The sequence below is a fragment of the Noviherbaspirillum sp. ST9 genome, from assembly GCF_048799745.1.
In the GTDB taxonomy this organism is placed as follows: domain Bacteria; phylum Pseudomonadota; class Gammaproteobacteria; order Burkholderiales; family Burkholderiaceae_D; genus Noviherbaspirillum.
Genome location: NZ_JBLWFR010000017.1, coordinates 1 through 22,300 on the forward strand (window position 1 = coordinate 1; position 22,300 = coordinate 22,300).

Sequence of the window (22,300 nt, forward strand, 5' to 3'; positions counted from 1 at the left end):
GTGTATTTCGGCCCAATTGCATTGGGCCGATTTGATGAGCGCAAGGGCGGCGAGCGTGGTTACTTGAACCTGAAGGTGTAACCCATGTGATTGAACTTTTTTGTTACCTATGTGGTTGACTCCTACAGGGTCGCCTTTTTGGCCTACCTTTTTGGCGAAGCAAAAAGGTAGGTGGCCCGCCGGGGCCAGTCCCGGCTAGTCCCAACGGAGTGACTACAGAACCGGGCCACCGAAGAAAGAAAGAAAGAAAGAAAACAACCTAAACCTTAGGCTTAGGCTGCTCCACCACATCCTCCACATAAAGCAGCTTGACCGCCACCATCCCCGCGGCAATCAAGGGCGAAGCAAGCACCACTCCCAACGGCCCCGCAAGCGCAGCCAGCAACAGCGTCCCAAAGATAACCAGCGCCGGTGGAAGCGAAACCGCCCGCTGCTCCACCAGCGGCGTGAGCAGGTAATTCTCCGCCGTCTGGATACCGACATACAGCGCCAGCACATACATGGCCAGCTGCGTATCGATATTGAATGCAATGAGCAAGGGCGCGGCCGCCGCCAGGATCGGGCCGATGTAGGGAATGAATTCCAGCACGCCGGTCAGGACGCCCAGCGTGAACGCAAGCGGCACTCCCAGCCACCACAACCCGATGCCCGCGGCAACGCCGACCACGGTCATGGTCACCAGCCGTCCCACCAGCCACGCACGCAGGACGCCGGCGATCTCATCCATGACTTCGTAGGCGCGCGGCCTCCCCTTGCGCGGCAACAGATGCATCATGCCGCGCTGGTATAGGCGCGGCTGAGCCGCGAGGTAGATACCGATAAAGAGTGCGACCGCGGCGCCGCCGAGGGCCGAAAAGGTGGAGCTGATCAACCCCTGCGCCCTGCCCAGCATATGGAAGTCGAAGCGCATGCGGGACAGTTCGGCAATCATCGGTTGCAGCGGTTTAGCCCATTCATGCTGGCGCATCCACTGACGCATGCGCGCCATGGACCGCGGGAGCTCGTCGAGAAGGTCGGCGACCTGTTCCGCCATGGGAACGGCGAACACATAGACCAGCACGAAGATGAACACGGCCAGGGCCACAATGGACACGGTAAGCGCGAGGCTTTCCTTGAACTTGGCCCGATCCACCAGCCAGTTGGTCGGCGCGCGCAACAGAACGGCGATGAGGATGCCGGCGAACAGGACCAGGAATACGTCGCTCGCGTACCAGATCGCGGTCAGCATCAGCCCCGTGAAAATGACGAGGCTGACGACCAGGAGCGTGCGGCGCACGAACTGCGAATCGGTGAAGTCCTGCGATTCCGCCTGCACCCGGTAGCCGGCGCGGCGGTCGGGGATGATACGCCGGTCACCTCGCGACGCTTCCGGCGCCGTCGCCGCGGGATGACTCAGTGCAGAAGCGAGTACGCCGGTACGCGGATCGATGCCGGACGCCATGGTCAGCGTGCGCCGCTGCCAGCGGCTCGGCCTCCGCTGGCGCCGCCGCCCGTGGACGTCGCGGCGCCGCCGCCCTCGGCGACCTGCTGCGGCCAGGACAGGATGGAGCTGGCGACGCGCTGCGACTGTGCCTTGCGGCCGCCCGCAACCCTGACCGTCTTGTTCAGCTCATAGCCCGCCGCCTCCGCGCGCACCTTGTAACTTCCTCCTTGTGGCAGGTCCACCAGCAGGATGGGCGAGTCGCAGGCAAGTTGCAACACCGTATTGCCCCCCGCGTCGCGGATGTCGACGTCGACATCCGCCAGATAGGCGCCGCTGCGTGTGGCGAACGTCAGCATCAGGTCATAACCCGACGCTTGCTGCTTCATGTAACTGGACTCTTCCTCCCCCACACCGCCGCACAGATAGGTGACGCCATCCTGGGTGACCGGCTTGAGCCGCGCGATCGGCGATGGCGGCGGCGGCAGGTCGGCAGTTGCCTCGGTGCGCATCGGACTGGAACCGGAAGCGCCGGAGGAACTGTTGCCGGAGGCACCGGACGATTCCGCTCCCGGCATCGGGTGCGGGCCGGAATGCATCTGGGCGAATACAGGCGCGGAGAGCATGCCGAGTGCAATCAAAAGGCTCGATATTTTTTTCATGACTGGAACCTCCATGGACGAATTCAGGGGAAAGCGCGGGACGCGCGCTCCGGACAGTCGTTCACCGATGCAGCATTCATGCCCGCAATAAAAGCGCCGTGACGCCGGGGATTGCAACATGGAATGCGGCGAATCGATGGAAAGAGCTGCATGCAGTGGAAACTTTTACATGCACGTGCAGTCTTCAAGCAGGTCATGCAGTGCGCATCGTCGTCTGGCACCGAAAATGCTACGCGCTTGTTGCTGCCGCCAAAGAAACGCGGCGCATGTTTGAAATGAGCAAGGACCGGAACGCTTTCCCGTGACTCAAGACATCCTGCAGTTGCCCGTCAAGATACTTCCGCAGCCGGACGAAACCACCTGCGGTCCGACCTGCCTGCACGCCGTCTACCGCTACTGGGGCGAAGACGAATCGCTTTCGCGTGTGATCGAGCGCACCGGCCGCCTGGAGCATGGCGGCACCTTTGCTGTCTTCCTCGCCTGCGACGCCTTGCGGCGGGGCTACAACGCGACGATCTACACCTACAACCTCAATGTGTTCGACCCGACCTGGTTCACCGAACCGGATATGGACATTGCGGACCGCCTGCAGCAGCAGCGCGAGACCAAGATGGATTACCGCCTGCAGCACGCGACCACGGGCTACCTCGAATTCCTTGGCCTCGGCGGGCGGTTGCGCCTGCTCGACCTGTCGCGCTACCTGATCCGCGGCATCCTGCGCAGGCGCCTGCCCATCATCACCGGACTGAGCTCGACCTACCTGTACCGGGTCGCGCGCGAATATGGTCCGGATGACGAACCGGACGACGTGCGCGGTATCCCGTCCGGTCATTTCGTCATCATTGCCGGCTACGACCGCGAGCGCCGCAAGGTGCTGGTCGTCGATCCCTATCAACAGAATCCGTATGCCGGCAACCAGGAGTACTGGCTGAGCGTCGACCGGGTTGTCAACGCAGTACTACTGGGCATCGTGACTCACGACGCCAACCTGCTCATCATCCACCCGCGGTGCCCGCCGCGACAGGAAGTACCATGAATATCCTCTTCGTCGTCAGTCAACAGCAAGATTGGCCCAGCGACATACCGGGTGTCACCGTAATACCCGCCGAAACCTACCTCATGGACCCCGCCTACGGGGATATCGGATCCACCAAAGTTTTCAACCTCTGCAGGACCTATCGTTACCAGAGCCAGGGTTACTATGTTTCCCTGCTGGCGGAAGCGCGCGGCCACCAGCCGGTGCCCGGCGTGCAGGCGATGAAGGATTTGTATTCCGGAAGCGTCGTGCAGGACATCACGGGCAAGCTCGGCAACCTGATCGATTGCTCCTTCGCCAGGACGGCGGAGGAGTTCGTCGACCTGAACGTGTATTTCGGGCGTGACGCGGAAGCCCGGCATCCGCACTTGAGCGAGCAGTTGTTCAAACTGCTGCACACGCCGGTGCTGCACGTCCGTTTCGAACAGGCAAACGGAAGCTGGCACCTGTGCAGCGTCTATCCCGGAAGCATTCGCGATATCCCCGCGCACCACCAGGAATTCGCGGCCGGGGCGGCGATGGACTACCTGCAGGAACAGAAGATACGAACGAGTACGCCCGCCAGCCGAAGACCCTCGCTCGCCATCCTCCACGACCCGCAACGCAACGAATCCCCCTCCAATCCCGATGCCATCCAGAAGTTCCGAGACGCCGCCGAGCTGCTCGGCATGACCGCCGAACTGATCACGCCAAAAGACACGCGCCGCATCGCCGAATTCGACGCCCTCTTCATCCGCGATACCACCAACGTCGACCACTACACCTACGAGCTGTCGCGCCAGGCGGCGGAGGCCGGGATGGTCGTCATCGACGATCCGGAATCGATCCTGCGCTGCACGAACAAGATCTACCTGAATGAACTGCTGAACCGCCACCACATTCCCACACCGAAAACCCTGGTGGTGCACAAGGGCAATGTCGACCAGATCGTCGCCACGCTCGGCCTGCCCTGCATCCTGAAGCAGCCCGACGGCGCGTTCTCGCAGGGCGTGGTCAAGATCGAATCGGAGGAAGCCCTGCTGGACAAGGTCAATGCGCTGCTGCAGGAGTCGGAACTCGTGCTGGCCCAGGAATACCTGCCGACCGAGTTCGACTGGCGTATCGGCGTGCTCGACCAGCGCCCGCTCTTCGTGTGCAAGTACTTCATGGCGCCGGGGCACTGGCAGATCATCAAGCATGAGCACCAGCGCATGTCCGAGGGACGCACCGAGGCGCTGTCGGTCGGCGAGGTGCCGGATGAGGTCGTGAAGATTGCCGTGCAGGCGGCCAACCTGATCGGCGACGGTTTCTACGGTGTCGATCTGAAACAGATCGGTTGCCAGTATTACGTCATCGAGATCAACGACAACCCTAACGTGGATGCCGGCAACGAAGATGCGGTGCTGTCGGATGCGCTTTATCGTGAAGTCATGGGTGTCTTCCGCAAGCGCATCGATGCCAGGAAAGGAAACACGTCGATATGAACGAGGACGAGCCCCCGTTGCTGCACGCTTTCATGGGCTGCGGTATCGAACTGGAATACATGATCGTCGACAGCGAGCACCTGTCCGTCATGCCGGTCTCGGACCGGTTGCTGGAGGGGGGCAGCGATGTGGAGCGAGGCAGGATGGGATGGTCCAACGAACTCGTCCTGCATGTCATCGAAGTCAAGAATGTGCGTCCGACCGCCTCGCTCAGCCTGCTGCCCGATGCCTTCCATGCGGAAGTGCGCGAGATCGACCGACGGCTGCACGCCCTCGGCGCGCGCCTGATGCCTGGCGCCATGCACCCGTGGATGGATCCGCGTACCGAGACTCGTCTCTGGCCGCACGGCAACGAGACAATCTACCGCACCTACGACCGCATCTTCGAGAGCCGCAGCCACGGTTGGGCCAATCTGCAGAGCATGCACATCAACCTGCCCTTCGGCGATGACGAGGAGTTCGAGCGACTGCACGCAGCGATCCGCCTGGTGCTGCCCATCCTGCCCGCGCTTGCCGCCAGCTCGCCGTTCGTGGAAGGACGACCGGCCGGCTGGATGGACTACCGCATGCGCGTCTACTGTGACAACGCAAGCGGATTCCCCTCGATTGCCGGCATGATCGTGCCGGAGACCATTACCAGCCGCGCCGCCTATGAGGAACGCATCCTGGCGCCGATGTACCGTGACATCGCGCCTCACGATCCGGAACGGGTGCTGCAGTACGAATGGCTGAATTCACGCGGCGCGATTGCGCGCTTCGACCGCAATGCCATCGAGATCCGCGTGCTGGACACGCAGGAATGCCCGCGCGCCGACCTGGCAATTGCGGCGGCCGTCGTGGACCTCGTGCGCCGGCTGTACCGCGCGGATAACCTCGTGGAGCAACAGGAAATGACGACCGCCGCATTGGCGGCGATCCTGCAGGATTGCATCCGCGACGCCGACGAAACGCAGATCGATCATGCAGGCTACCTCCGCCTGCTCGGTTTTCCCGGTGACCGTTGCACCGCCTCCACCCTGTGGGGGCACCTGATCGACCGCATGCTGGAGGACGACGCGCGCCACCGGCAGCACTGGGAGGAACCGCTGCGCACCATCCTTGAACATGGGCCGCTGGCACGGCGCCTCCTGCGTGCTGCCGGCAACCAGCCGCCGCATGCGCAATTGCAGGCGGTCTATCGCACGCTCTGCGACTGCCTGCACGCCGGCCAGCTTTTCCTGCCGTGAGGACAAGTTGCCGGCCGAGGATTTTTTCCTGATCACCTGCGAGCACGGCGGCAACCGCGTGCCCTCGCGATACCGCGATTTCTTTCGCGGACACGAGCCGCTGCTCCGCACCCATCGTGCCTATGACGTGGGGGCCTTGCGCGTTGCACGCGAATTCGCCGATGCACTGTCCGCGCCGCTGATGGTGTCGACCGTCAGCCGCCTGCTGATCGACCTGAACCGCTCGCCCAGCCATCCGAAGCTCTACTCGGAAGCGACACGCGATGCGCCGCAGGACATCCGCGAGGAAATCTTCAAGCGCTATTACCTGCCCTACCGCATGAAAGTCGAGACGCAGATTGCGCAGGCCGTCGCCGCGGGTATGCGCGTAGTGCATGTGTCCTGCCATAGTTTCACGCCGGAGCTGGACGGCAAGGTGCGCAGCGCCGACCTCGGCCTGCTGTACGACCCTGCCCGCACGGCAGAAACGGGCTTGTGCAGGCGCTGGCAAACCTCCTTGAAGGTGTACGCAGCGATGCTGAAAACGCGGCTGAACTATCCCTACCTGGGCACCGCCGATGGTTTCACGGTCTACTTGCGGCGGCGCTTTCCTCCGGATGCTTACCTCGGCATCGAGCTGGAGATCAACCAGAAGCATGTCCGCGGGCGCGGGGAGCATTGGCGCGCGGTACGCCACGCGGTGATCGAAGCCTTCCACGATGCCGCGCCGCTTGAAAAGCCGCTCGCCGCCCCGAACCCGCAGGTTTTTGCCTGAGCGGCTATCATTGGCTCTTTCTTGCGAGAGAGAGACCATGCATTTCCTGCTTTTCTACGACTATGTGCCCGACTACATGGCGCGGCGCGAACAATTCCGCAATGACCACCTGAAACTGGCGTGGGAATCGCACAAGCGCGGCGAACTGGTCCTCGGCGGCGTGACGGCTGATCCCGTCGATAGCGCTGTCCTGTTCTTCCAGGCCGATTCGGCGCAGGTGGTCGAGGACTTCGCCAAGGCGGATCCGTATGTTACGGGCGGTCTGGTGGCGAAATGGCGCGTGCGGCCGTGGAATACGGTGGTCGGCGAAACGGCAAGCTCCCCCGTCCGTCCTGTGTGAAAGCATTTTCAGAGTGACAACGTCGCCCCCGTTTTCCGCACGGCTCCAGCCGTCCGGCCTCGCCTTCGATGCCTCGCCGTCGGAACCCCTGCTCACCGCGGCGCGGAAGGCGGGCATTGAGCTTCCCGCCTCCTGCCGCAACGGCACCTGCCGCACCTGCATGTGCCGGCTCGCGAGGGGGCAGGTCGGCTACCGCATCGATTGGCCCGGCCTCACCCGCGAGGAAAAGGCCGAAGGCTACATCCTGCCCTGTGTCGCCTACCCGGAATCGGACGTCGACATGGTCGTTCCGGCCGCACGGCGCCTGCTGTCAAAGGAATAACTTGCACCAAAGCATTCTTTGACCTAAATCATTGGCATTTGGAGGCCGGAAGCAGAGACTGGCATCAGCCCGCTGATGCGGACATGTTCAGACTTGAGGAAACAGGAGTACAGAATGCAGAAAATCCGTGTAGGCATCATCGGCGCAGGCGAAACCGGCACACCGCTCATCAAGCAGCTGCTGGACGCATCGTTCGTCGAAGTCGTCGGCGTCGCCGACCTGAAGGATGACATGCCGGGCATGGTCATGGCGCGCGCGCACAAGGTCAAGACCACCAATGACTTCATGGACATCGCGATGCTCGGCCTCAACGTCGACATCATCATCGACGTAACCGGCGTTCAGGCCGTGCGCGAAAAGCTGCGCGAGTACCTGCAGGCAACCGCGAACGGCCACACGATCATCATGCATGAAATGATTGCCGTGCTGATGATGTCGCTGTCCCAGAACAAGCTGGTCACGACCAAGCACAACCAGGTCGACTACGCCTGAGCTTTTCCGGCTGAAGGCTGAAGAAACGCAGGGAGGGCTCCGCTCTCCCTGATTTTTTCCAAGCCAAGGTCAACCAGTAATCACCAGCTGGTTATTGACCTCCTTCACTCCGTCCACGCCGCGCGCCAGCGACTCCGCCTTGCGCCACAGCGCGAGCGACTTCACCTCGCCCTTCAGGGTGACCTTGCCCTTTGCCGTATCGACATTGATCTTCAGTCCCGCGATATCGGGGTCGGCGAGCAATGCCGCCTTCACTTTCGATGTGATCACCGTGTCGTCGACCACCTGGCCGGCGGACTTGTCCGAGCCATCCTTGTTGCCGCCCATGCTGCCGCACCCGGCGGCAAGCGCAGCGGCGAAAAGCATCACAGGCAGAGCGAATTTCTTGTTCATGGCCGTCCCCCTTCAAGATGAATGTGTCTGGCGTGGAGAGTTTCAGCCGGTTTGACTTCCGCCATCTTGCGATGTTTCAGCAACGATGACAAAAATGCATTGTGCTTGATATGGGGCAGGCGCCCGCTCGTGTAATTCCTTCCGCCGCCAGAAGAAATTACTTACACGTGCTTGACGCGCACGTTCTGCAGATACCAGGCACGGGTCAGCCGGGCGACGACTTCGAGACTGCCGGGCTCCTCGAAGGTATGGGTGGCACCCGGGATGATTTCGAGGCGCTTCTTGCAACGCAAGGCGGCATAGATGGCCCTGTTGATGCCGACCACGCGCTCGTCGAGGCTGCCGGCGATCAGGAGGGTCGGTGCGTTGACCCGAGGCAGGTTTCCGTGCGAGGCGAGCTCCGGCCTCCCGCCGCGCAGCACGACGGCGAACACCCTGGAACCAAGCCGCGCCGCCAGCTGCAGCGCGGCGGCGACGCCAACACCGGCGCCGAACAGGCCGACCGGCACGTCGCGCATCGCCTGGTGCTCCCTCAACCAGTCGCATGCCGCTTCGAGCTTCCCGACCAGCGCCGCGTGATCGCCTCCGGCCGGGTCCGCGTCGCCTTGCTGCGACAGGTCAAGCCAGAAGGTGCCGAGGCGTGCATTACGCAGCACCGTCCCCACATAGTCGATCGGCGGCTTGACGCGATAGCCGCTCCTGCCGTCGGCAAGCAGGATGACCGCCACGGGATCCTCCGGAAGCCACAACACGCCATCGATGGCGCCATTCTCATTCGGTACTGTTACCTGCTCGACGCGAGTCGATAAAACCATCATCCGTCTCCTGGGGCGCGGCGTGATCGTTTCCTGCCGGCCTGCGGTCGGACGGCGCAACCGTCAGTCATCATGCGCGTGCCTTTCGTCATTTGGCCGCGTGGACGCAATCTCCATGCCATTTACGGCAGCCAGGTATCGTTCCCGCTTGCCGCGGGTGGCGCCATGCGACGTTCCAGCGGCGCCAGGGCAGGACCTTCCAGTACGGCGCCGTCCGTGGAGAAGCGGCTGCCGTGGCACGGACAGTCCCAGCTGCGCTCGGCCTGGTTCCAGTGGACGATGCACTTGAGGTGAGTGCATACCGGCGATACGACATGCAACTGGTAAGCGTCGTCGCGGTACACCGCCAGCTTGTCGCCGTCGAGATCGACGATGCGCCCCTCGCCGCGCGGCACCTCCGACAACTGCGTCACTTCGCCGCCCTTGATGTAGTCCTTCACGTAGTAGCCGGCCACGTTCAGGTTTTCCTTCAGGAAGGACCCGGCGGACTTGAGCGGCGTGAACCGGCGCGGCGTGTACAGGTCGGCATACGGATTCCGCCGGCCGGCAATGTGGTCGGCGATGAGCATCGCGGCCAACGTGCCGAAGGTCAATCCGTCGCCGGCAAAGCCGGTGGCGAGCAACAGGCGTTCCGAGCCGATGCTCGGTCCGATATAGGGAAGGTGATCCGCCGCGCGGTATTGTTGCGCCGACCAGCGGAACTCCACCGGCCCGGCGTCGAAGCGCGACTGCAGCACCCCCTCCAGCCGCGCAAAGGCAGCTTCGGGATCGCTCTTCTGTCCGGTTTTGTGCTTGCCGCCGATCATCATGACCCAGGCTTTTCCACCCATCTCGAACAGGCGCGTGGAGGTCGGGTCGGCGCCGATGCTCCAGAAAATGCCTCCCGCGAGCTGGCGTGTCCGCAAGGGCGCGGCAACCGCATACTCGCGATACGGGCCCAGTTCCGTCTGGATCGTGTTGAATCCCTTGGGCGTGTGCGTGGCCATCACGATGCGTTCGGCCTTCACGGTGTACGCGCCGGCGCTCACCACGCCGGCGTCCTCGTCGATGCCCGACACCGGCGTCTCCTCGAAGATCATGCAGCGGCCGGACTGGATGGATTCCGCGAGCTGGCGGACGTAACGCAAGGGATGGAATTGCGCTTGGCCGGACACCACGAGCGCGCGATGGATTTCCACCGGCAAGGGGAAATCGGTGGTGACCCGCGCTTCCAGCCCGGCATCCCGCATGCACTGGTACTCGCGGTCAATCAGCACATTGCTTGCGGCAGAGGAATCGACGCTGTACAGCACCCACGGCTGGCGCGAAAAATTACATTGGATGCCAAAGGCACGGGTATTTTTTTCAACCAGGTCAATGGCGGCCATGCGAGAGGCAACCATCCGCCAGACCTGGTCGTCCCCCCACTTCCCTGCGAGCTTGTGAAGCGGTTCGCCGACCATGCCATACAGATTGCCGGTGGAATGGCCCGACGCGCCCATGCCGATCCGGCCGGCCTCGAGCACGGCCACGCGCTGCCCTTCGGCGGCAAGCAGGGCTGCGGTGGAAATGCCGGTGATTCCGCCGCCGACGATCGCAACGTCGACCTCGATATCGCGCGACATGCGCGGGAAGCTGATCGCCTCCGCGGTCGCTGACCAGATCGACGGCCGATCCGTGTCGCTATTGTCCATCGTCCTCCTTGTTGTCGGGTGCAAAGGACAAGGCGCTTGTCACATCATCCCGGGCGACGGTGGAACCGGCCGTGCGGGAAGCACGAGGTGTGCGGGAGCAATCTTTCCGGCCTCTGTCACTGGCCGCGGCGGCGAATGCGGCGGACGCGGGCCACCCGGCCCCTCTCCGCAGCCGGCGACGACAAGCACGGCTCCGGCAAGCGAAAGGCAACGGAACAAAGACGGCATCCTCTGGAACATCCCGCGGCATCGATTCATGATCGGACCTCTGTCGGACAAGCGACCTGACTGCATCCTTGATTGCACGTTCTACTGTCCATGCAAACTGTGTTCCCGCACCGGCTGCTCGTCGTCGAGGAGACGACGGAAGTAATCGATGGTCCGTCCCAGTCCCTCGGCCAGCCCGATGCGCGGCTCCCATTTCAGGACGGATCGGGCAAGCGAAATATCCGGACGGCGGCGAACCGGATCGTCGCTTGGCAAGGGTCGAAAGACGATGTCGGATGCGGAGCCGCACAAGGCGATCACACGTTGGGCGAGCTCCAGCATGGTGGACTCCTCCGGATTGCCGAGGTTGACCGGGCCGCCAAATTCGCGCGGACTGTCCATCAGGCGGATGAAGGCATCCACCAGGTCGTCGACGTAGCAGAACGAGCGCGTCTGCGCGCCGTCGCCGTAGACGGTCAGCGGCTGCCCGGCCAGCGCCTGCATGATGAAGTTCGACACCACCCTGCCGTCCTCGGGATGCATGCGCGGGCCATAGGTGTTGAAGATGCGGGCGATCTTGACGTCCGTACCGTATTGCCGGCGGCAATCCATGAACAGGGTTTCCGCGCAGCGCTTTCCCTCGTCGTAACACGCACGCACGCCGACCGGATTGGCGTGTCCCCAGTATTGCTCCGGCTGGGGATGGACTTGCGGGTCGCCGTAGACTTCGCTGGTCGACGCCTGCAGTACCTTGGCATTGCACTGCCGGGCGAGGTCGAGGACATTGAGCGCGCCGAGCACGCTGGTGCGCGTAGTCTGCATCGGCGTACGCTGGTAGTGGACGGGCGATGCCGGGCAGGCAAGGTTGTAGATCTCATCCGCCTCCACGCGCAGCGGCAGCGTGATGTCGTGCCGGATCAACTCAAAGCGCGGATCGGACAGGAGGTGGGCGACATTGCGCTTGTTGCCGGTAAAGAAGTTGTCCAGGCACAGAACCTCGTGCCCCTGGGCGAGGAGGCGCTCGCAGAGGTGGGAGCCCAGGAAGCCGGCGCCCCCGGTCACCAGTATCCGCCTGCCGGACTCCTTCATTCGCCCTCCCGCACGGGAATCCTGTGTTCCCAGTTCCGGATAATGCGGTCCGCCATCAAGGCCACCACGTCGGCGCTCACCTCGTCGGCGCATTCGTGCGCCGTCGGGCAGGCACGGTGTGCGCACGGCCGGCACGCGACATCGGCGCTGATGACCTGGTGACGATCCATGTCCAGCGGGGCCCAGCGTGCGGGATCGCCGCCGCACGACACCACCACGCTAGGCGTTGCCACCGCGGCAGCCATGTGGGACACGCCGGTATCGTTGGTGACCACAAGGCGCGCCTGCGCCAGCAGCGCGCCCAGTGCGCCGAGGTCAGTCTTTCCGCAGAGGTACAGGGCCGGCATGCGCATGGCGCCGCGCACCGCGCGTACGATCTCGGACTCGTCCTGGGCGCCGGTCAGGACAATCTTCATCCCCGCCATGGCAAGGCGATCGGCCACCTCGGCGAAACGCTGCGGCAGCCAGCGCCGCGACGGCAGCCGCGCGCCCGGATGGATGCACACGTAGGTCCCCGGAGCCGGCAGGTTGACCTGGCAGCGCTGGAGGGCGCGGTAATCGGCATCGGCCAGCGGAAATTCGAGATGATCGCCCTGTCGCGGCACGCCGAGATGTTCCAGCAGGCGCAGGTTGCGCAGCACCTCATGCTCGCGCTCTTCCCACGGCAGGAAGCTGCGCGGGTCGGGGCAATACTGGCCGGGCATATGGAAGCCCGCACAGCGTTCGGCGGCAAACAATACCGTGAGCGGATTGGTCAGCGAGCCGTTGCCATGCATCTGGATCGCCAGGTCGAACCGCTGGCGCTGCGCCTCCGACAGGAAGTGCGGCACGGCGTTCAGGTGCGCGGGCTGTTCCGGAAAGGCCGGGAATCCCGGAAAGACAAGCAGGTCGTCGACGTACATGCCGAAGCGCTTGACGAAGGTCGCCGCCCACGGCAGGCCAATGAGCGTGATGTGCGACAGGGGCGCCGCCGCGCGCAAGGCGCGCAATGCCGGCACGGTGCACAGCATGTCGCCTAGCTGCAGCGCACGGAACACGGCGATCTTGCGCGGCGGCTGCACCCCGCCGAAAAGACGGTCGGCCAGGTGTTCGCGCATCATGGCTTGTCCACAATGAAGGGGCCGATCGCCAGGACGTCGAGCGGCGTGGAGCAGAAGGATTCGACCGCATCGCGCGGGGAGCAGACGACGGGCTCGCCGCGCGTGTTGAAGGAGGTATTGATGAGCACCGGCACCCCGCTGCGCTCTCCGAACGCCTTGACCAGGTCGTAATAGGCGGCGTTCTGGCCGCGATTGATGGTCTGGATGCGCGCGGTGCCATCCACATGCCGCACCGCCGGAATGCGGTCGGCCTTGTCCGGCCGAACGTCGTAGACGAAGACCATGAATGGGGAAACCCCACCGTCGACGAACCAGTTGGCCGCCTCTTCCTCCAGCACCACCGGGGCGACCGGGCGGAAGTCTTCCCTGTCCTTGATCTGGTTCAGGCGCTGCTGCATGGAGGCATCCAGCGGTGACGCGAGGATCGACCGTGCACCGAGCGCACGCGGGCCGAACTCCATGCGTCCCTGGAACCAGCCAACCACCTTGTCCTGCATCAGCAGGTCCGCCACGTCGCCCGGAAGGTCGTCCGCGCGGCGGTACCGCAGCTTGGCCTGCCGCAGGAAGGCTTCGATCTCGTCATCGCCATACGCCGGGCCAAGGAAGGCATGGTCCATCTGCCAGCGCCGCTGCGACGGGCCGCGCTGCTCGCTGTCGATCCAGAGCGCCGCGCCGAGCGAAGTTCCCGCGTCGCCCGCCGCCGGCTGCACCCAGACGCGCTTGAAGCGGCCCCGGTCCCTGACCCGGGCGTTCATCACGCAGTTGAGTGCGACGCCGCCCGCCATCGCGAGATTTTCCGCGCCGGTCTGCTCGTGCAGCCAGTCCGCCATGCGCAGCACGATTTCCTCGAGCACCGCCTGCAACGACGCCGCGATGTCCATGTGCTTGGCCGTGAACGCGCTGCCGCGCTCGCGTGGGGGGCCGAACATGCGATCCCACTCCGCCGGCAGCACCTCATAGTTGCCATCCCCAAGGTAATGCACGACTTCGCGAAGCAGCGGCGCATAGACAGGCTTGCCGAAGGAGGCAAGCGCCATCACCTTGTACTCGTCCGAGGAATGCAGGAAGCCGAGGTAACTTGTCACCGACTCGTACAACAGCCCGAGGGAATGCGGCAGGTTGACCTGCTTGATCCGCTTGTAGCGGCGGTCCTGGTAGAAGCCGTAGCTCGTGGTCGCCAGTTCGCCCCGCCCATCCATGGACAGGACGGCGCACTCGTCAAAGGGGGCGGCCAGGAAAGCACTCGCTTCGTGCGCCAGGTGATGCTCGACGAAATGCCACTGGAAGGGACCGTCATGGCGGACGTTTCGGAAGCGCTGGCGCAGATGGTGCGGCGCACCGCCCGCAAGCTGTCGGGGCGCATTCACGATGTAAGACAGGAACAGCGGATCCCATGGCGACGTCCATTCCGATGACACATGGGCGGACGGTTCGAGCGGCAGTTGCAGGGTCGCGTTGCCGTCATGCGCGCCCAGGAGCAGCCACGGGTTGTAGGAATAGGCGACGTGCTGCACATCGGCCAGTGCAATGCCCGCTTCGCCGAGGCAATAGTCAATGGCATGGTAGGGCAGCTGCCAGGTTGAAAAGGGAACCGGCCGCTTGCCGTGCTTGATGCGGGTGAAACGTTCTTCCTCCGCCGCCGCCACAACAATGCCGTCCTGGACGAGACAGGCGGAACAGTCGTGATAGGCAGCATTGATTCCCAGCGTATACACATCGGCCTCCTGTCCTCGTTGTGCGGCCAACACACGACCCTGCCGCCGTGTCTTGGGGCATCGCATCCTGGTTGTGCTTTATGCAATTGTCGTACCCGTGCTGCTCATCATTGAGGATTGCAGGCGGGCGGCGGCTTCGATTTCTCGCAATCACTCCCCCGTCATTCCCGCGCAGGCGGGAATCCATAGTGAGTCAATTGCAACGCCCGGCTTATGGATTCCCGCCTGCGCGGGAATGACGGAGGGCAAGCGATGAAAACGCACGGTAACTTCTACCCATGCGTGTAAATAGGAAAAAGCACCTGAGCGTTTTTTACCTGCCCGCCTCGCGCTGCATCAGTCGCTTGTTGCGCATGTAGACAAATTCGCCGGCAACCGCGGTCAGGAAAATGAAGAAGTTGGCAAATACGAATACCCAGTTTTCCACCAGGTAGCTGTAGACGGTGAAGCCGAGCGATGCGGCAAGCTGCCCGATGAACAGCCACTTCGACACGCCGGCCACGCTGCGTGCGCGCCACTGCGTATACACTTGCCGGGATATCGTCATCACGAGGATTGCGGCGCTGAGCCAGCCGATGATATCGGCGTTCATGTTTCTCCTTTCATTCATCGACGAGCGGCTGTCGCCGCTTGTGGTAATGCGCCATGAGCGGCGTCGCGGAAATGCCGTGCAGTAGGACCGAGATCGCTACTGCCGTCAGCACCAGGGACATCACGCGCTCCTTCATGTCCATCGGCCATTCGTACTGCAGCGCAAACATCAGGTAGTAGAGGGAACCAATGCCGCGGATGCCGAACCAGCCCATCAGGAGACGCTGCGTCTTCCCTGCCCGTTCGCCAACCAGCGACGCAAACACCGCTACCGGCCGCACCAGCAGGAACAGCAGCACCGCCACCAGCACGCCCTCCCCGCTGAAACCGGTTTCGGACAACATGATGCCCAGGAGCAGCACCATCACGAATTCGGCGATGTGTTCAAGCTGCTGGTTGAATCCGAGGATGGTCTCTGCCATGTAGGCCGGCGCCTTCGCCGGATGCGTCGCGACCGTCGGCTCCTCTCCGGTGGGCACCGCGCCGATGACTTCGGCAGGCGGCTTGGTCCCGCTGGTCTCGTGCTCGATGCGCCGCATCGCGACGCCGGCGGCGAACACCGCGATGAAGCCGACGCCGTGCACCACGTGGGCCACGCCGTAGGAGGCGGCGATCAGCCCGAGCGTCAGGAACTCTTCCATCCCGAGCGCCTTGTGGTAATGCTGCCGCAAATGCAGTGCCAGCCGCACCACGCCCCGCGCCAGCAGGAAGCCGCTGCCGAATCCCGCGAGGATGCCCCACAGCGCCAGGAGCGGCGCCATCGGCGAGCCATACTCCTTCGCCTCCTCCACCCCCAGCAGGAACAACCCGATCATCACGACCGGATACGCGGTCCCGTCGTTCAATCCTCCCTCCCCGCTGAGGCTGAAACGCAAGCGGTCGCGGTCGCCCACATCGTGGATCTGCACGTCGGATGCCAGGACCGGATCGGTCGGCGACAGCACCGCCCCCAGCAACACCGCCACACCGAGGGGCAGTCCGAGGACAGTGACGCCGATCGCCGCCACCATTGCCGATGTCACCAGCATGCCGAGGACGCCGAGCCGCAAGGGCAGACGCCAGATGCGGTCGGACAACGGCACGCGCAGCTTGAGGCCGACGGTGAACAGCGAGATGAGCAGTGCGACTTCGGTCAGCAGCGTCAGCGTCGCGGCGTTCTCATGCGGATTGAGCGTCACCAGCCCTGCGCCGGATGGACCGAGCGCAAAGCCGATGGGCAGGTAGAGCATCGCCGGACTGAGCGGCAGCCTGTGCCAGATCGAGCCGAGCAGGCCCATCAGCAGGAGCAGCGCCCCAATGACCAGGTACCAGATGTTGACGATATCGATTTGATGCTCTCCGTGGCGTTCGCCGGTTATCGCCGCGACTGCACCTCGATGCGCCGGCCCTTGCCTCCTCCTTCGGCGACGGGTACGGTGATCTCCAGCAAGCCATCCTGTAGCGACGCCGATGCCGCCTCACCGCGTGCGCCTGCGGGGAGACTGATCACGCGGTAAAAATGGCCGTACGCGCGCTCGCTGCGCCGCTGCTCCTGCGGTCCGCGTGGGGGTTCCTGCCGCCGCTCGCCTTCGATGGTCAGACGGTCACCGTTCACTTCCACCGACACATCCTCGCGCTTGACGCCGGCCAGCTCCGCGCACACGATGAACTTGCCGTCGCGCTGCGCCACTTCCACCGGCGGGGTCCATTTCGCGGACTGCTCCGTCGATTGCCGCAGCGCCGTTCCCGCCGACATCGCGCCCACAAGGCGCTCGACCACGCGGTCAAGGTCTTCCGACATACGCCGCATCATCGCCAGCGGATCGCTCCATGCATTCATCACCTCGGGCATCCACACGGGCCGCAAAGCGCTCTGCCATGCCTCGAGCGACGGCGGCGCCTCACGAACCCCGCGTCCGCCATCCGGACTGCCCTGCCCGGACTCGCGCTCCATCCCGGCCGCCCCCGCATCGGTCGTGAGCGGTTCCATGTCCTTGATCTTGCCCAGCCAGTCGTGACTGTCCTTGCTCAGTTTCTCGATGAATTTCTTGAAGCGCGCCAGATCGTGCTCGGTGCGCTCCTCGATCGCCTTGTGCGCGTCGCCGTGCTGCACCAGGATCTGTTGCTTCGGGTCACATTCCATGGTGAGTTTCACTTCCGTGCGGTCCGCCTCGGTCGGCCGCAATTCGATCTTGCCTTCATAGCGCGGCCCATTCAGGTTGCGCCAGGCAATGCACCGGTCCGGAACTTGTTGCGTAATCTCTGCATCCCATTCCATGTCCAGATTCCCTGCCTTGGTGTGCCAGTGGAGATGCGTGTCGTCGACCTGGCGCACCTCTTCCACATCCTCCATGAACCGCGGATATTGCTCGAACTGCGTCAGCTGACGGTAGGCGGTGCTGACCGGAACGTTGATTTCGATCGATTGCTCAATCCTTGCCATCGTGAATCTCCTTTCTTCCGTTCCACGACGCTCTCCCCGCCGCAAGCATGGCTGCGTGACAAAGGAGAGCGCCTCTTGCCGCCTCGTCATCGTCCTCGCGGGAAGAATTGATGGCGGTCATCGTGGCGGGTGTCGTGGAATAAATAGTGCTAATGAAGTCCTCGCAGCGTTTCCGGAACACTGGACAGCTGCGGGAAACGAAGGGTGGCAGCGGCACGGCTGCAACTTCCGTACCACTGGACAGCGCGCGGCGGCGCTCGTTCAGCATAGGCAGCGAAGGACAAGGATTCAACGCGCCTCTTTCGTTTCCACGAGGACAGGCAGCAGTTTTTGCACCGGCCCCTTGTAAAGCTTACAGCGAGGCATTGCTCTCACCCCAAGGATCCCTATCGAGATGGCGACTACTGAACAAGCACACAGCGACACGCAGGTCATGCGCGACCTCTGGAAGGTCGTCTCGCAGTTCCGCTGGCGGATTGCCGCGGCGCTGGTCTTCCTGGTCCTGGCCAAACTGGCGGTCGTATCGGTGCCGCTCGTCCTCAAGCGCATCGTGGATGAACTGTCCCGCCCGGAACAAGTGCTGGCGCTGCCGGTGATCCTGCTTGCCGGGTATGCGGCGCTCCGTTTCGCCAGCACCCTGTTCAACGAACTGCGCGATCTCGCGTTCTCCCGCGTGACGCAGCACACGGTCGCCACCTACGCGCTGAAAGTGTTCGGGCATCTGCATGAACTGAGCGCGCGCTTCCACGCACAGCGTCGCATCGGCGGCCTGCTGCCCGACATCGACCGCGGTACGTCCGGCATCGCCTTCCTGCTCAGCGTGGGCCTGTTCACCATCGTGCCGACGCTGCTCGAAATCACCATGGTGATCGCCATCATGACCGCGCGCTACAGCGACTGGTACACAGCGATCCTGGGCGTGACCTTCGTCCTGTATTGCGGCTTCACCCTGGTATTCACGAACAGGCGCACGATTTTCCAACGCCGCGTGAACAAGCTGGACTCGAACGCCAAGAGCCTGCTGGCCGACAGCCTGATCAATTACGACACGGTGAAATACTTCACCAACGAAAAGGAAGAGGCGAGACGCTTCCAGGGCATCATGGGCAACTGGGCCGAGGCGGTAGTGGCCAACCAGAAGGCCCTCTTCATCCTGCACGTTGGGCAGAGCGCGGTCATCGCGCTTGGCGTTGCGTCGGTGATGCTGCTTGCGGGCAAGGGGGTGATGTCGCGCGAGATGACGGTCGGCGACCTCATCCTGATCAATGCCTATGTCATCCAGATCTGTCTTCCGCTCAATGCGCTCGGCTTCGTCTACCGGGAAGCGAAGGATGCGCTGGTCAATGCGGAGAAGCTGTTCCAGTTGCTCAGGGAAAAACCGGAAATCCACGACCCGCCCGGCATGCCTGCGCTGAAAGTAACGCGCGGCGAAGTGGCGTTTGAAAACATCAATTTCGCCTACGAACCGGAACGCCCGATCCTGCATAACGTCAGTTTCCGCATCCCGCCCGGCGGCAGGGTTGCCATTGTCGGGGGCAGCGGCTCTGGCAAATCGACATTGGCCCGGCTGCTGCTGCGTTTCTACGACGTCGGCACCGGCAGTGTCAGCGTAGACGGCCAGGATGTGCGCAAGGTCAGCGCCAAGAGCCTGCGCGAGGCGATCGGCGTGGTGCCGCAGGAAACGCTGCTCTTCAACGACACCATCGCCTACAACATCGGTTACGGGCGCGATGGCGCAACCATGGAACAGATCATTGCCGCGTCGAAGGCCGCGCACATCCACGACCTGATCGATTCCCTGCCGCAGAAATACGACACCCCTGTCGGCGAACGCGGCGTAAAGCTGTCGGGCGGCGAGAAACAGCGTATCGCGCTGGCGCGCGCCATCCTGAAAAATCCGCCGCTGCTGATCTTCGACGAGGCAACCTCGGCATTGGATACGGCATCGGAACAGGCAATCCAGAAGGAACTCGACGAACTGGCGGAAAACCGTACGACGCTGGTGATTGCCCACCGCTTGTCCACCGTGGTCGATGCCACGGAAATCATCGTGCTCGAGCGCGGCCGCGTGGTCGAGCGCGGCACGCATGCCCGCCTGCTGCAGCAGGGCGGCATGTATGCGCGGCTCTGGCAGTTGCAGCAACGTGCGGACGACAGCGAAAAGATGGAAAGGGAAATGCATTCCATGGCCTGAAGCCAATGCACTTGAGCCCCCTCAAGCAAGATTGATGGAACGGGAATTGCATCGGCTCGATGCCAACCAATGACAATATTTTCAGTTTTTGTCACGTTTTCCAGGACTGTATCCATGTCGAAAATTCTTGCATTCGACCGTGACCGTAGAAGCACGCACGCCGACTTGGCGGCCCGTTTGAAAACCCGCTCCGGCAATGGCGCGGTGCCCACGCCCCTGCGCCGGACAGAAGGTTCGCTTGCGCGGCCGGGCGAGGTCGAAGTTGCCGCCACCGTGGTCGTTCCAACGCGCGGTCGTCCGCAATTGCTCAACCGCTGCCTGGCCAGCCTGGTGCTGCAGCGCTTCGACCCCGCGCGATTTGAAATCATCGTGGTGGATGATGGCCCGGACGACGATACGCGCGAGGTCGTGGCCGGTTGGGCCGCCCATACTGCCGGACAGGGTCCACGCATCACCTACATTCCATCCATGGGACCGCACGGCCCCGCTGCGGCACGCAATCATGGATGGCGCGCGGCGCGCGGCGGCATCATTGCCTTTACCGACGACGACACCATCGCCCGCGCCGACTGGCTGAAGAATGGCGTGCGCGCCTTCGAGGACGGCGTGGATGCGGTGAGCGGCCGCATCGTCATGCCGCTGTCGCACACCCCGACCGACTATGAACTCGATGCCAAGCAACTGGAGACCGCCGAGTTCGTTACTGCCAATTGCTTTTGCCGCAAGCAGGTGCTGGATGACATTGGCGGATTCGACGAGCGCTTCCGCTTTGCCTGGCGCGAGGATTCAGACCTGCAGTTCCGCCTGCTCGATTACCAGGCCAACATCGTGTACGAGCCCAAAGCGGTGATGATGCACCCGATCCGGCCCGCTGGCTGGGGCGTGAGCCTGCAGCAGGTGAAGAAGGTCCAGTTCGACGCACTGCTGTACAAGAAACATCCGACACTCTACCGGCGCAAGATCCGCGCAAAACCGCGCTGGGATTTCTACATCACGGTCGCCGCCCTCCTCGCCTGTGTTGCCTTGGCCGTTGCGGGCGCAACCGCTCCCGCGCTACTCGCCGGCCTGCTGTGGTTCTACATGACCGGGCGCTTCTGCCTGCAACGCCTGAAACGCACGTCCAAGGCGCCGAAACATGTTGCGGAGATGATCGTCACATCGGCGCTGATTCCGCCGCTCGCCGTCTTCTGGCGCCTGGTCGGCGACGTCAGGTTCCGGACGCGGCTCTTATGACGCCGCTGCCGGAATACGTCCAGATCGAACCGGTCGGCCAGTGCAACTTGCGCTGCCGCATGTGCCCGATCCAGTTCCGTGGCGAAGGCGGCCCGGGCCAGCCGCGCGCATTCATGGAAATGGATGTCTTCCGCAGCCTCGTCGACCAGTTTCCATCGATGACGGAGTTGCAGTTGCAGGGATTGGGCGAACCGCTGCTGCACCCGCGCTTTTTCGACATGGTGCGTTACGCGGCGGAGCGCGGCATCCGGGTGTCCACCAACACCAACCTTACCGTGCTGACCGAACAGCGCGCGGACGAGTGCGTGCGCAGCGGCCTGCATACAATGCATATATCGCTCGACGGCGCGACGGCGGAGACTTACCAGGTCATCCGGATTCGCGCGCGGTTCGAGCGCGTGCTGCGCAACCTGCGCCGGCTGGTGCAGGCGAAGGCGCGTCTTGAAAGCGCCCTGCCCCACCTGCGCCTGGTCGCCGTGGCGATGCGCGAGAACCTGGAAGAATTGCCGGAGCTGGTCAGGCTCGCGCATGACGAGGGCATCCACTCGGTCTTCGTCCAGCACCTGTGCCATGACTTCGGGGAAACCAGCCTTCCGGAGCGCTACGCACCGATGCGCAGCTTCATCGACCAGCAGACACTTCTTGCAGAGGATACGGAGCGCGTGGAACGCTGCTTCGGCGCGGCCCGCGCGCAGGCGACGGCGCTCGGCGTGGATCTGCGCCTGCCGAATCTGAAGCCGAAGGTTTTCCCGCCCGGCCTTCCCGGCCGCAAGCGTTGCGACTGGCCTTGGCGCGGCTCGTACATCAGCTACAACGGCAAGGCGATGCCCTGCTGCATGGTAGCGACGCCGGACAGGATCCACTTCGGTGACATGGCGCAAGACGGTGTGGAGGCCGTCTGGAACAATCAGGAATACACCGCCTTTCGCGAGCAGCTGGATTCTCCAGTTCCACCCGAAGTCTGCCGCAGCTGCGCGCTATACGCCGGCACGTTCTGACAATTGCGGGCACAACTGATTGATGCGGCGATGAATTTTCCCCGTCGTCCCCGCGAAGGCGGGGACCCATAGGGAGTCTGCTCGATTACCAGGCTTACGGGTCCCCGCCTTCGCGGGGACGACGGAGGAAGTGATTCGCGAATTCACGCAGCAGT

Annotated in this window: 21 protein-coding genes; 10 read left to right on the plus strand and 11 right to left on the minus strand. The window is 63.5% G+C overall.

Annotation, left to right across the window (positions count from 1 at the left end; genetic code table 11):
* Positions 1-259: 259 nt before the first annotated feature.
* Together ACNOHI_RS24210 and ACNOHI_RS24215 are read right to left on the minus strand one after the other, a co-directional pair.
* Positions 260-1,441: an AI-2E family transporter gene (locus tag ACNOHI_RS24210; protein WP_420477292.1), complete on the minus strand. Its 1,182-nt coding sequence runs from the start codon at positions 1,439-1,441 to the stop codon at positions 260-262.
* Between the two features lie 2 nt (positions 1,442-1,443).
* The gene (locus ACNOHI_RS24215; RefSeq protein ID WP_420477293.1) at positions 1,444-2,082 is read right to left on the minus strand and encodes a hypothetical protein; all 639 of its coding nucleotides are present in this window, start codon (positions 2,080-2,082) and stop codon (positions 1,444-1,446) included.
* Between the two features lie 301 nt (positions 2,083-2,383).
* Here ACNOHI_RS24215 and ACNOHI_RS24220 point away from each other — a divergent pair, with 301 nt between their 5' ends.
* From ACNOHI_RS24220 to ACNOHI_RS24250, 7 genes are all read left to right on the plus strand, one after another.
* Entirely contained in the window at positions 2,384-3,118 is a 735-nt protein-coding gene (locus ACNOHI_RS24220) for a hypothetical protein (protein ID WP_420477294.1), read from the plus strand.
* Positions 3,115-4,581: a RimK family protein gene (locus ACNOHI_RS24225; protein ID WP_420477295.1), complete on the plus strand. Its 1,467-nt coding sequence runs from the start codon at positions 3,115-3,117 to the stop codon at positions 4,579-4,581. Before ACNOHI_RS24220 ends, ACNOHI_RS24225 begins: the two co-directional genes overlap by 4 nt.
* Positions 4,578-5,807 carry a carboxylate-amine ligase gene (locus ACNOHI_RS24230; protein ID WP_420477296.1) on the plus strand — a complete coding sequence of 410 codons (1,230 nt, stop codon included), beginning with the start codon at positions 4,578-4,580 and terminating at the stop codon, positions 5,805-5,807. Before ACNOHI_RS24225 ends, ACNOHI_RS24230 begins: the two co-directional genes overlap by 4 nt.
* Before the next feature lie 7 nt (positions 5,808-5,814).
* Positions 5,815-6,561, plus strand: coding sequence for an N-formylglutamate amidohydrolase (locus ACNOHI_RS24235; protein ID WP_420477297.1), 747 nt, complete (start codon positions 5,815-5,817; stop codon positions 6,559-6,561).
* A gap of 37 nt (positions 6,562-6,598) precedes the next feature.
* The gene (locus ACNOHI_RS24240; RefSeq protein ID WP_420477298.1) at positions 6,599-6,901 is read left to right on the plus strand and encodes a YciI-like protein; all 303 of its coding nucleotides are present in this window, start codon (positions 6,599-6,601) and stop codon (positions 6,899-6,901) included.
* Positions 6,902-6,914: 13 nt separating this feature from the next.
* Positions 6,915-7,223, plus strand: a complete 309-nt coding sequence (locus tag ACNOHI_RS24245) for a 2Fe-2S iron-sulfur cluster-binding protein (protein ID WP_420477299.1) — start codon at positions 6,915-6,917, stop codon at positions 7,221-7,223.
* A gap of 114 nt (positions 7,224-7,337) precedes the next feature.
* A complete protein-coding gene (locus tag ACNOHI_RS24250) occupies positions 7,338-7,715 on the plus strand; it encodes an oxidoreductase (RefSeq protein WP_420477300.1) in 378 nt (125 codons plus the stop codon).
* A gap of 69 nt (positions 7,716-7,784) precedes the next feature.
* On the opposite strand, the gene ACNOHI_RS24255 is transcribed toward ACNOHI_RS24250, so the two are convergent.
* The 9 genes from ACNOHI_RS24255 to ACNOHI_RS24295 all read right to left on the minus strand — a co-directional run bounded on the left by ACNOHI_RS24255 (position 7,785) and on the right by ACNOHI_RS24295 (position 17,720).
* A complete protein-coding gene (locus ACNOHI_RS24255; RefSeq protein WP_420477301.1) occupies positions 7,785-8,108 on the minus strand; it encodes a BON domain-containing protein in 324 nt (107 codons plus the stop codon).
* 161 nt (positions 8,109-8,269) lie between these two features.
* Complete coding sequence (locus ACNOHI_RS24260; protein WP_420477302.1) at positions 8,270-8,923, minus strand: dienelactone hydrolase family protein; 654 nt, start codon at positions 8,921-8,923, stop codon at positions 8,270-8,272.
* Positions 8,924-9,045: 122 nt separating this feature from the next.
* The gene (locus ACNOHI_RS24265) at positions 9,046-10,596 is read right to left on the minus strand and encodes an FAD-dependent oxidoreductase (protein ID WP_420477303.1); all 1,551 of its coding nucleotides are present in this window, start codon (positions 10,594-10,596) and stop codon (positions 9,046-9,048) included.
* 309 nt (positions 10,597-10,905) lie between these two features.
* Positions 10,906-11,892 carry a UDP-glucuronic acid decarboxylase family protein gene (locus ACNOHI_RS24270; protein ID WP_420477304.1) on the minus strand — a complete coding sequence of 329 codons (987 nt, stop codon included), beginning with the start codon at positions 11,890-11,892 and terminating at the stop codon, positions 10,906-10,908.
* Positions 11,889-12,992, minus strand: coding sequence for a glycosyltransferase family 9 protein (locus ACNOHI_RS24275; RefSeq protein WP_420477305.1), 1,104 nt, complete (start codon positions 12,990-12,992; stop codon positions 11,889-11,891). The genes ACNOHI_RS24270 and ACNOHI_RS24275 overlap by 4 nt, the downstream gene beginning before the upstream one ends.
* Positions 12,989-14,707, minus strand: coding sequence for a carbamoyltransferase (locus ACNOHI_RS24280; RefSeq protein ID WP_420477306.1), 1,719 nt, complete (start codon positions 14,705-14,707; stop codon positions 12,989-12,991). The genes ACNOHI_RS24275 and ACNOHI_RS24280 overlap by 4 nt, the downstream gene beginning before the upstream one ends.
* A gap of 313 nt (positions 14,708-15,020) precedes the next feature.
* Complete coding sequence (locus tag ACNOHI_RS24285) at positions 15,021-15,299, minus strand: hypothetical protein (RefSeq protein WP_420477307.1); 279 nt, start codon at positions 15,297-15,299, stop codon at positions 15,021-15,023.
* 10 nt (positions 15,300-15,309) lie between these two features.
* Entirely contained in the window at positions 15,310-16,575 is a 1,266-nt protein-coding gene (locus ACNOHI_RS24290; RefSeq protein ID WP_420477308.1) for a cation:proton antiporter, read from the minus strand.
* Positions 16,576-16,652: 77 nt separating this feature from the next.
* The gene (locus ACNOHI_RS24295; RefSeq protein ID WP_420477309.1) at positions 16,653-17,720 is read right to left on the minus strand and encodes an Hsp20 family protein; all 1,068 of its coding nucleotides are present in this window, start codon (positions 17,718-17,720) and stop codon (positions 16,653-16,655) included.
* 394 nt (positions 17,721-18,114) lie between these two features.
* Between ACNOHI_RS24295 and ACNOHI_RS24300 the strand changes: the two genes are divergently transcribed.
* The 3 genes from ACNOHI_RS24300 (at position 18,115) to ACNOHI_RS24310 (ending at position 22,145) form a co-directional block, all read left to right on the plus strand.
* The gene (locus ACNOHI_RS24300; RefSeq protein ID WP_420477310.1) at positions 18,115-19,914 is read left to right on the plus strand and encodes an ABCB family ABC transporter ATP-binding protein/permease; all 1,800 of its coding nucleotides are present in this window, start codon (positions 18,115-18,117) and stop codon (positions 19,912-19,914) included.
* Between the two features lie 114 nt (positions 19,915-20,028).
* On the plus strand, positions 20,029-21,147 hold the full coding sequence (locus ACNOHI_RS24305; protein WP_420477311.1) for a glycosyltransferase family 2 protein: 1,119 nt from the start codon (positions 20,029-20,031) through the stop codon (positions 21,145-21,147).
* Positions 21,144-22,145 carry a radical SAM protein gene (locus ACNOHI_RS24310; RefSeq protein WP_420477312.1) on the plus strand — a complete coding sequence of 334 codons (1,002 nt, stop codon included), beginning with the start codon at positions 21,144-21,146 and terminating at the stop codon, positions 22,143-22,145. The genes ACNOHI_RS24305 and ACNOHI_RS24310 overlap by 4 nt, the downstream gene beginning before the upstream one ends.
* The last annotated feature ends 155 nt before the right edge of the window (positions 22,146-22,300 follow it).

Excerpts from the sequence above, each read along its gene's own strand:
- ACNOHI_RS24210 (WP_420477292.1), bottom strand. The coding sequence starts at position 1,441 with ATGGCGTCCGGCATCGATCCGCGTACCGGCGTACTCGCTTCTGCACTG.
- ACNOHI_RS24215 (WP_420477293.1), bottom strand. The coding sequence starts at position 2,082 with ATGAAAAAAATATCGAGCCTTTTGATTGCACTCGGCATGCTCTCCGCG.
- ACNOHI_RS24225 (WP_420477295.1), top strand. The coding sequence starts at position 3,115 with ATGAATATCCTCTTCGTCGTCAGTCAACAGCAAGATTGGCCCAGCGAC.
- ACNOHI_RS24230 (WP_420477296.1), top strand. The coding sequence starts at position 4,578 with ATGAACGAGGACGAGCCCCCGTTGCTGCACGCTTTCATGGGCTGCGGT.
- ACNOHI_RS24240 (WP_420477298.1), top strand. The coding sequence starts at position 6,599 with ATGCATTTCCTGCTTTTCTACGACTATGTGCCCGACTACATGGCGCGG.
- ACNOHI_RS24250 (WP_420477300.1), top strand. The coding sequence starts at position 7,338 with ATGCAGAAAATCCGTGTAGGCATCATCGGCGCAGGCGAAACCGGCACA.
- ACNOHI_RS24255 (WP_420477301.1), bottom strand. The coding sequence starts at position 8,108 with ATGAACAAGAAATTCGCTCTGCCTGTGATGCTTTTCGCCGCTGCGCTT.
- ACNOHI_RS24260 (WP_420477302.1), bottom strand. The coding sequence starts at position 8,923 with ATGGTTTTATCGACTCGCGTCGAGCAGGTAACAGTACCGAATGAGAAT.
- ACNOHI_RS24265 (WP_420477303.1), bottom strand. The coding sequence starts at position 10,596 with ATGGACAATAGCGACACGGATCGGCCGTCGATCTGGTCAGCGACCGCG.
- ACNOHI_RS24270 (WP_420477304.1), bottom strand. The coding sequence starts at position 11,892 with ATGAAGGAGTCCGGCAGGCGGATACTGGTGACCGGGGGCGCCGGCTTC.
- ACNOHI_RS24275 (WP_420477305.1), bottom strand. The coding sequence starts at position 12,992 with ATGATGCGCGAACACCTGGCCGACCGTCTTTTCGGCGGGGTGCAGCCG.
- ACNOHI_RS24285 (WP_420477307.1), bottom strand. The coding sequence starts at position 15,299 with ATGAACGCCGATATCATCGGCTGGCTCAGCGCCGCAATCCTCGTGATG.
- ACNOHI_RS24290 (WP_420477308.1), bottom strand. The coding sequence starts at position 16,575 with ATGGGCCTGCTCGGCTCGATCTGGCACAGGCTGCCGCTCAGTCCGGCG.
- ACNOHI_RS24295 (WP_420477309.1), bottom strand. The coding sequence starts at position 17,720 with ATGGCAAGGATTGAGCAATCGATCGAAATCAACGTTCCGGTCAGCACC.
- ACNOHI_RS24300 (WP_420477310.1), top strand. The coding sequence starts at position 18,115 with ATGGCGACTACTGAACAAGCACACAGCGACACGCAGGTCATGCGCGAC.
- ACNOHI_RS24305 (WP_420477311.1), top strand. The coding sequence starts at position 20,029 with ATGTCGAAAATTCTTGCATTCGACCGTGACCGTAGAAGCACGCACGCC.
- ACNOHI_RS24310 (WP_420477312.1), top strand. The coding sequence starts at position 21,144 with ATGACGCCGCTGCCGGAATACGTCCAGATCGAACCGGTCGGCCAGTGC.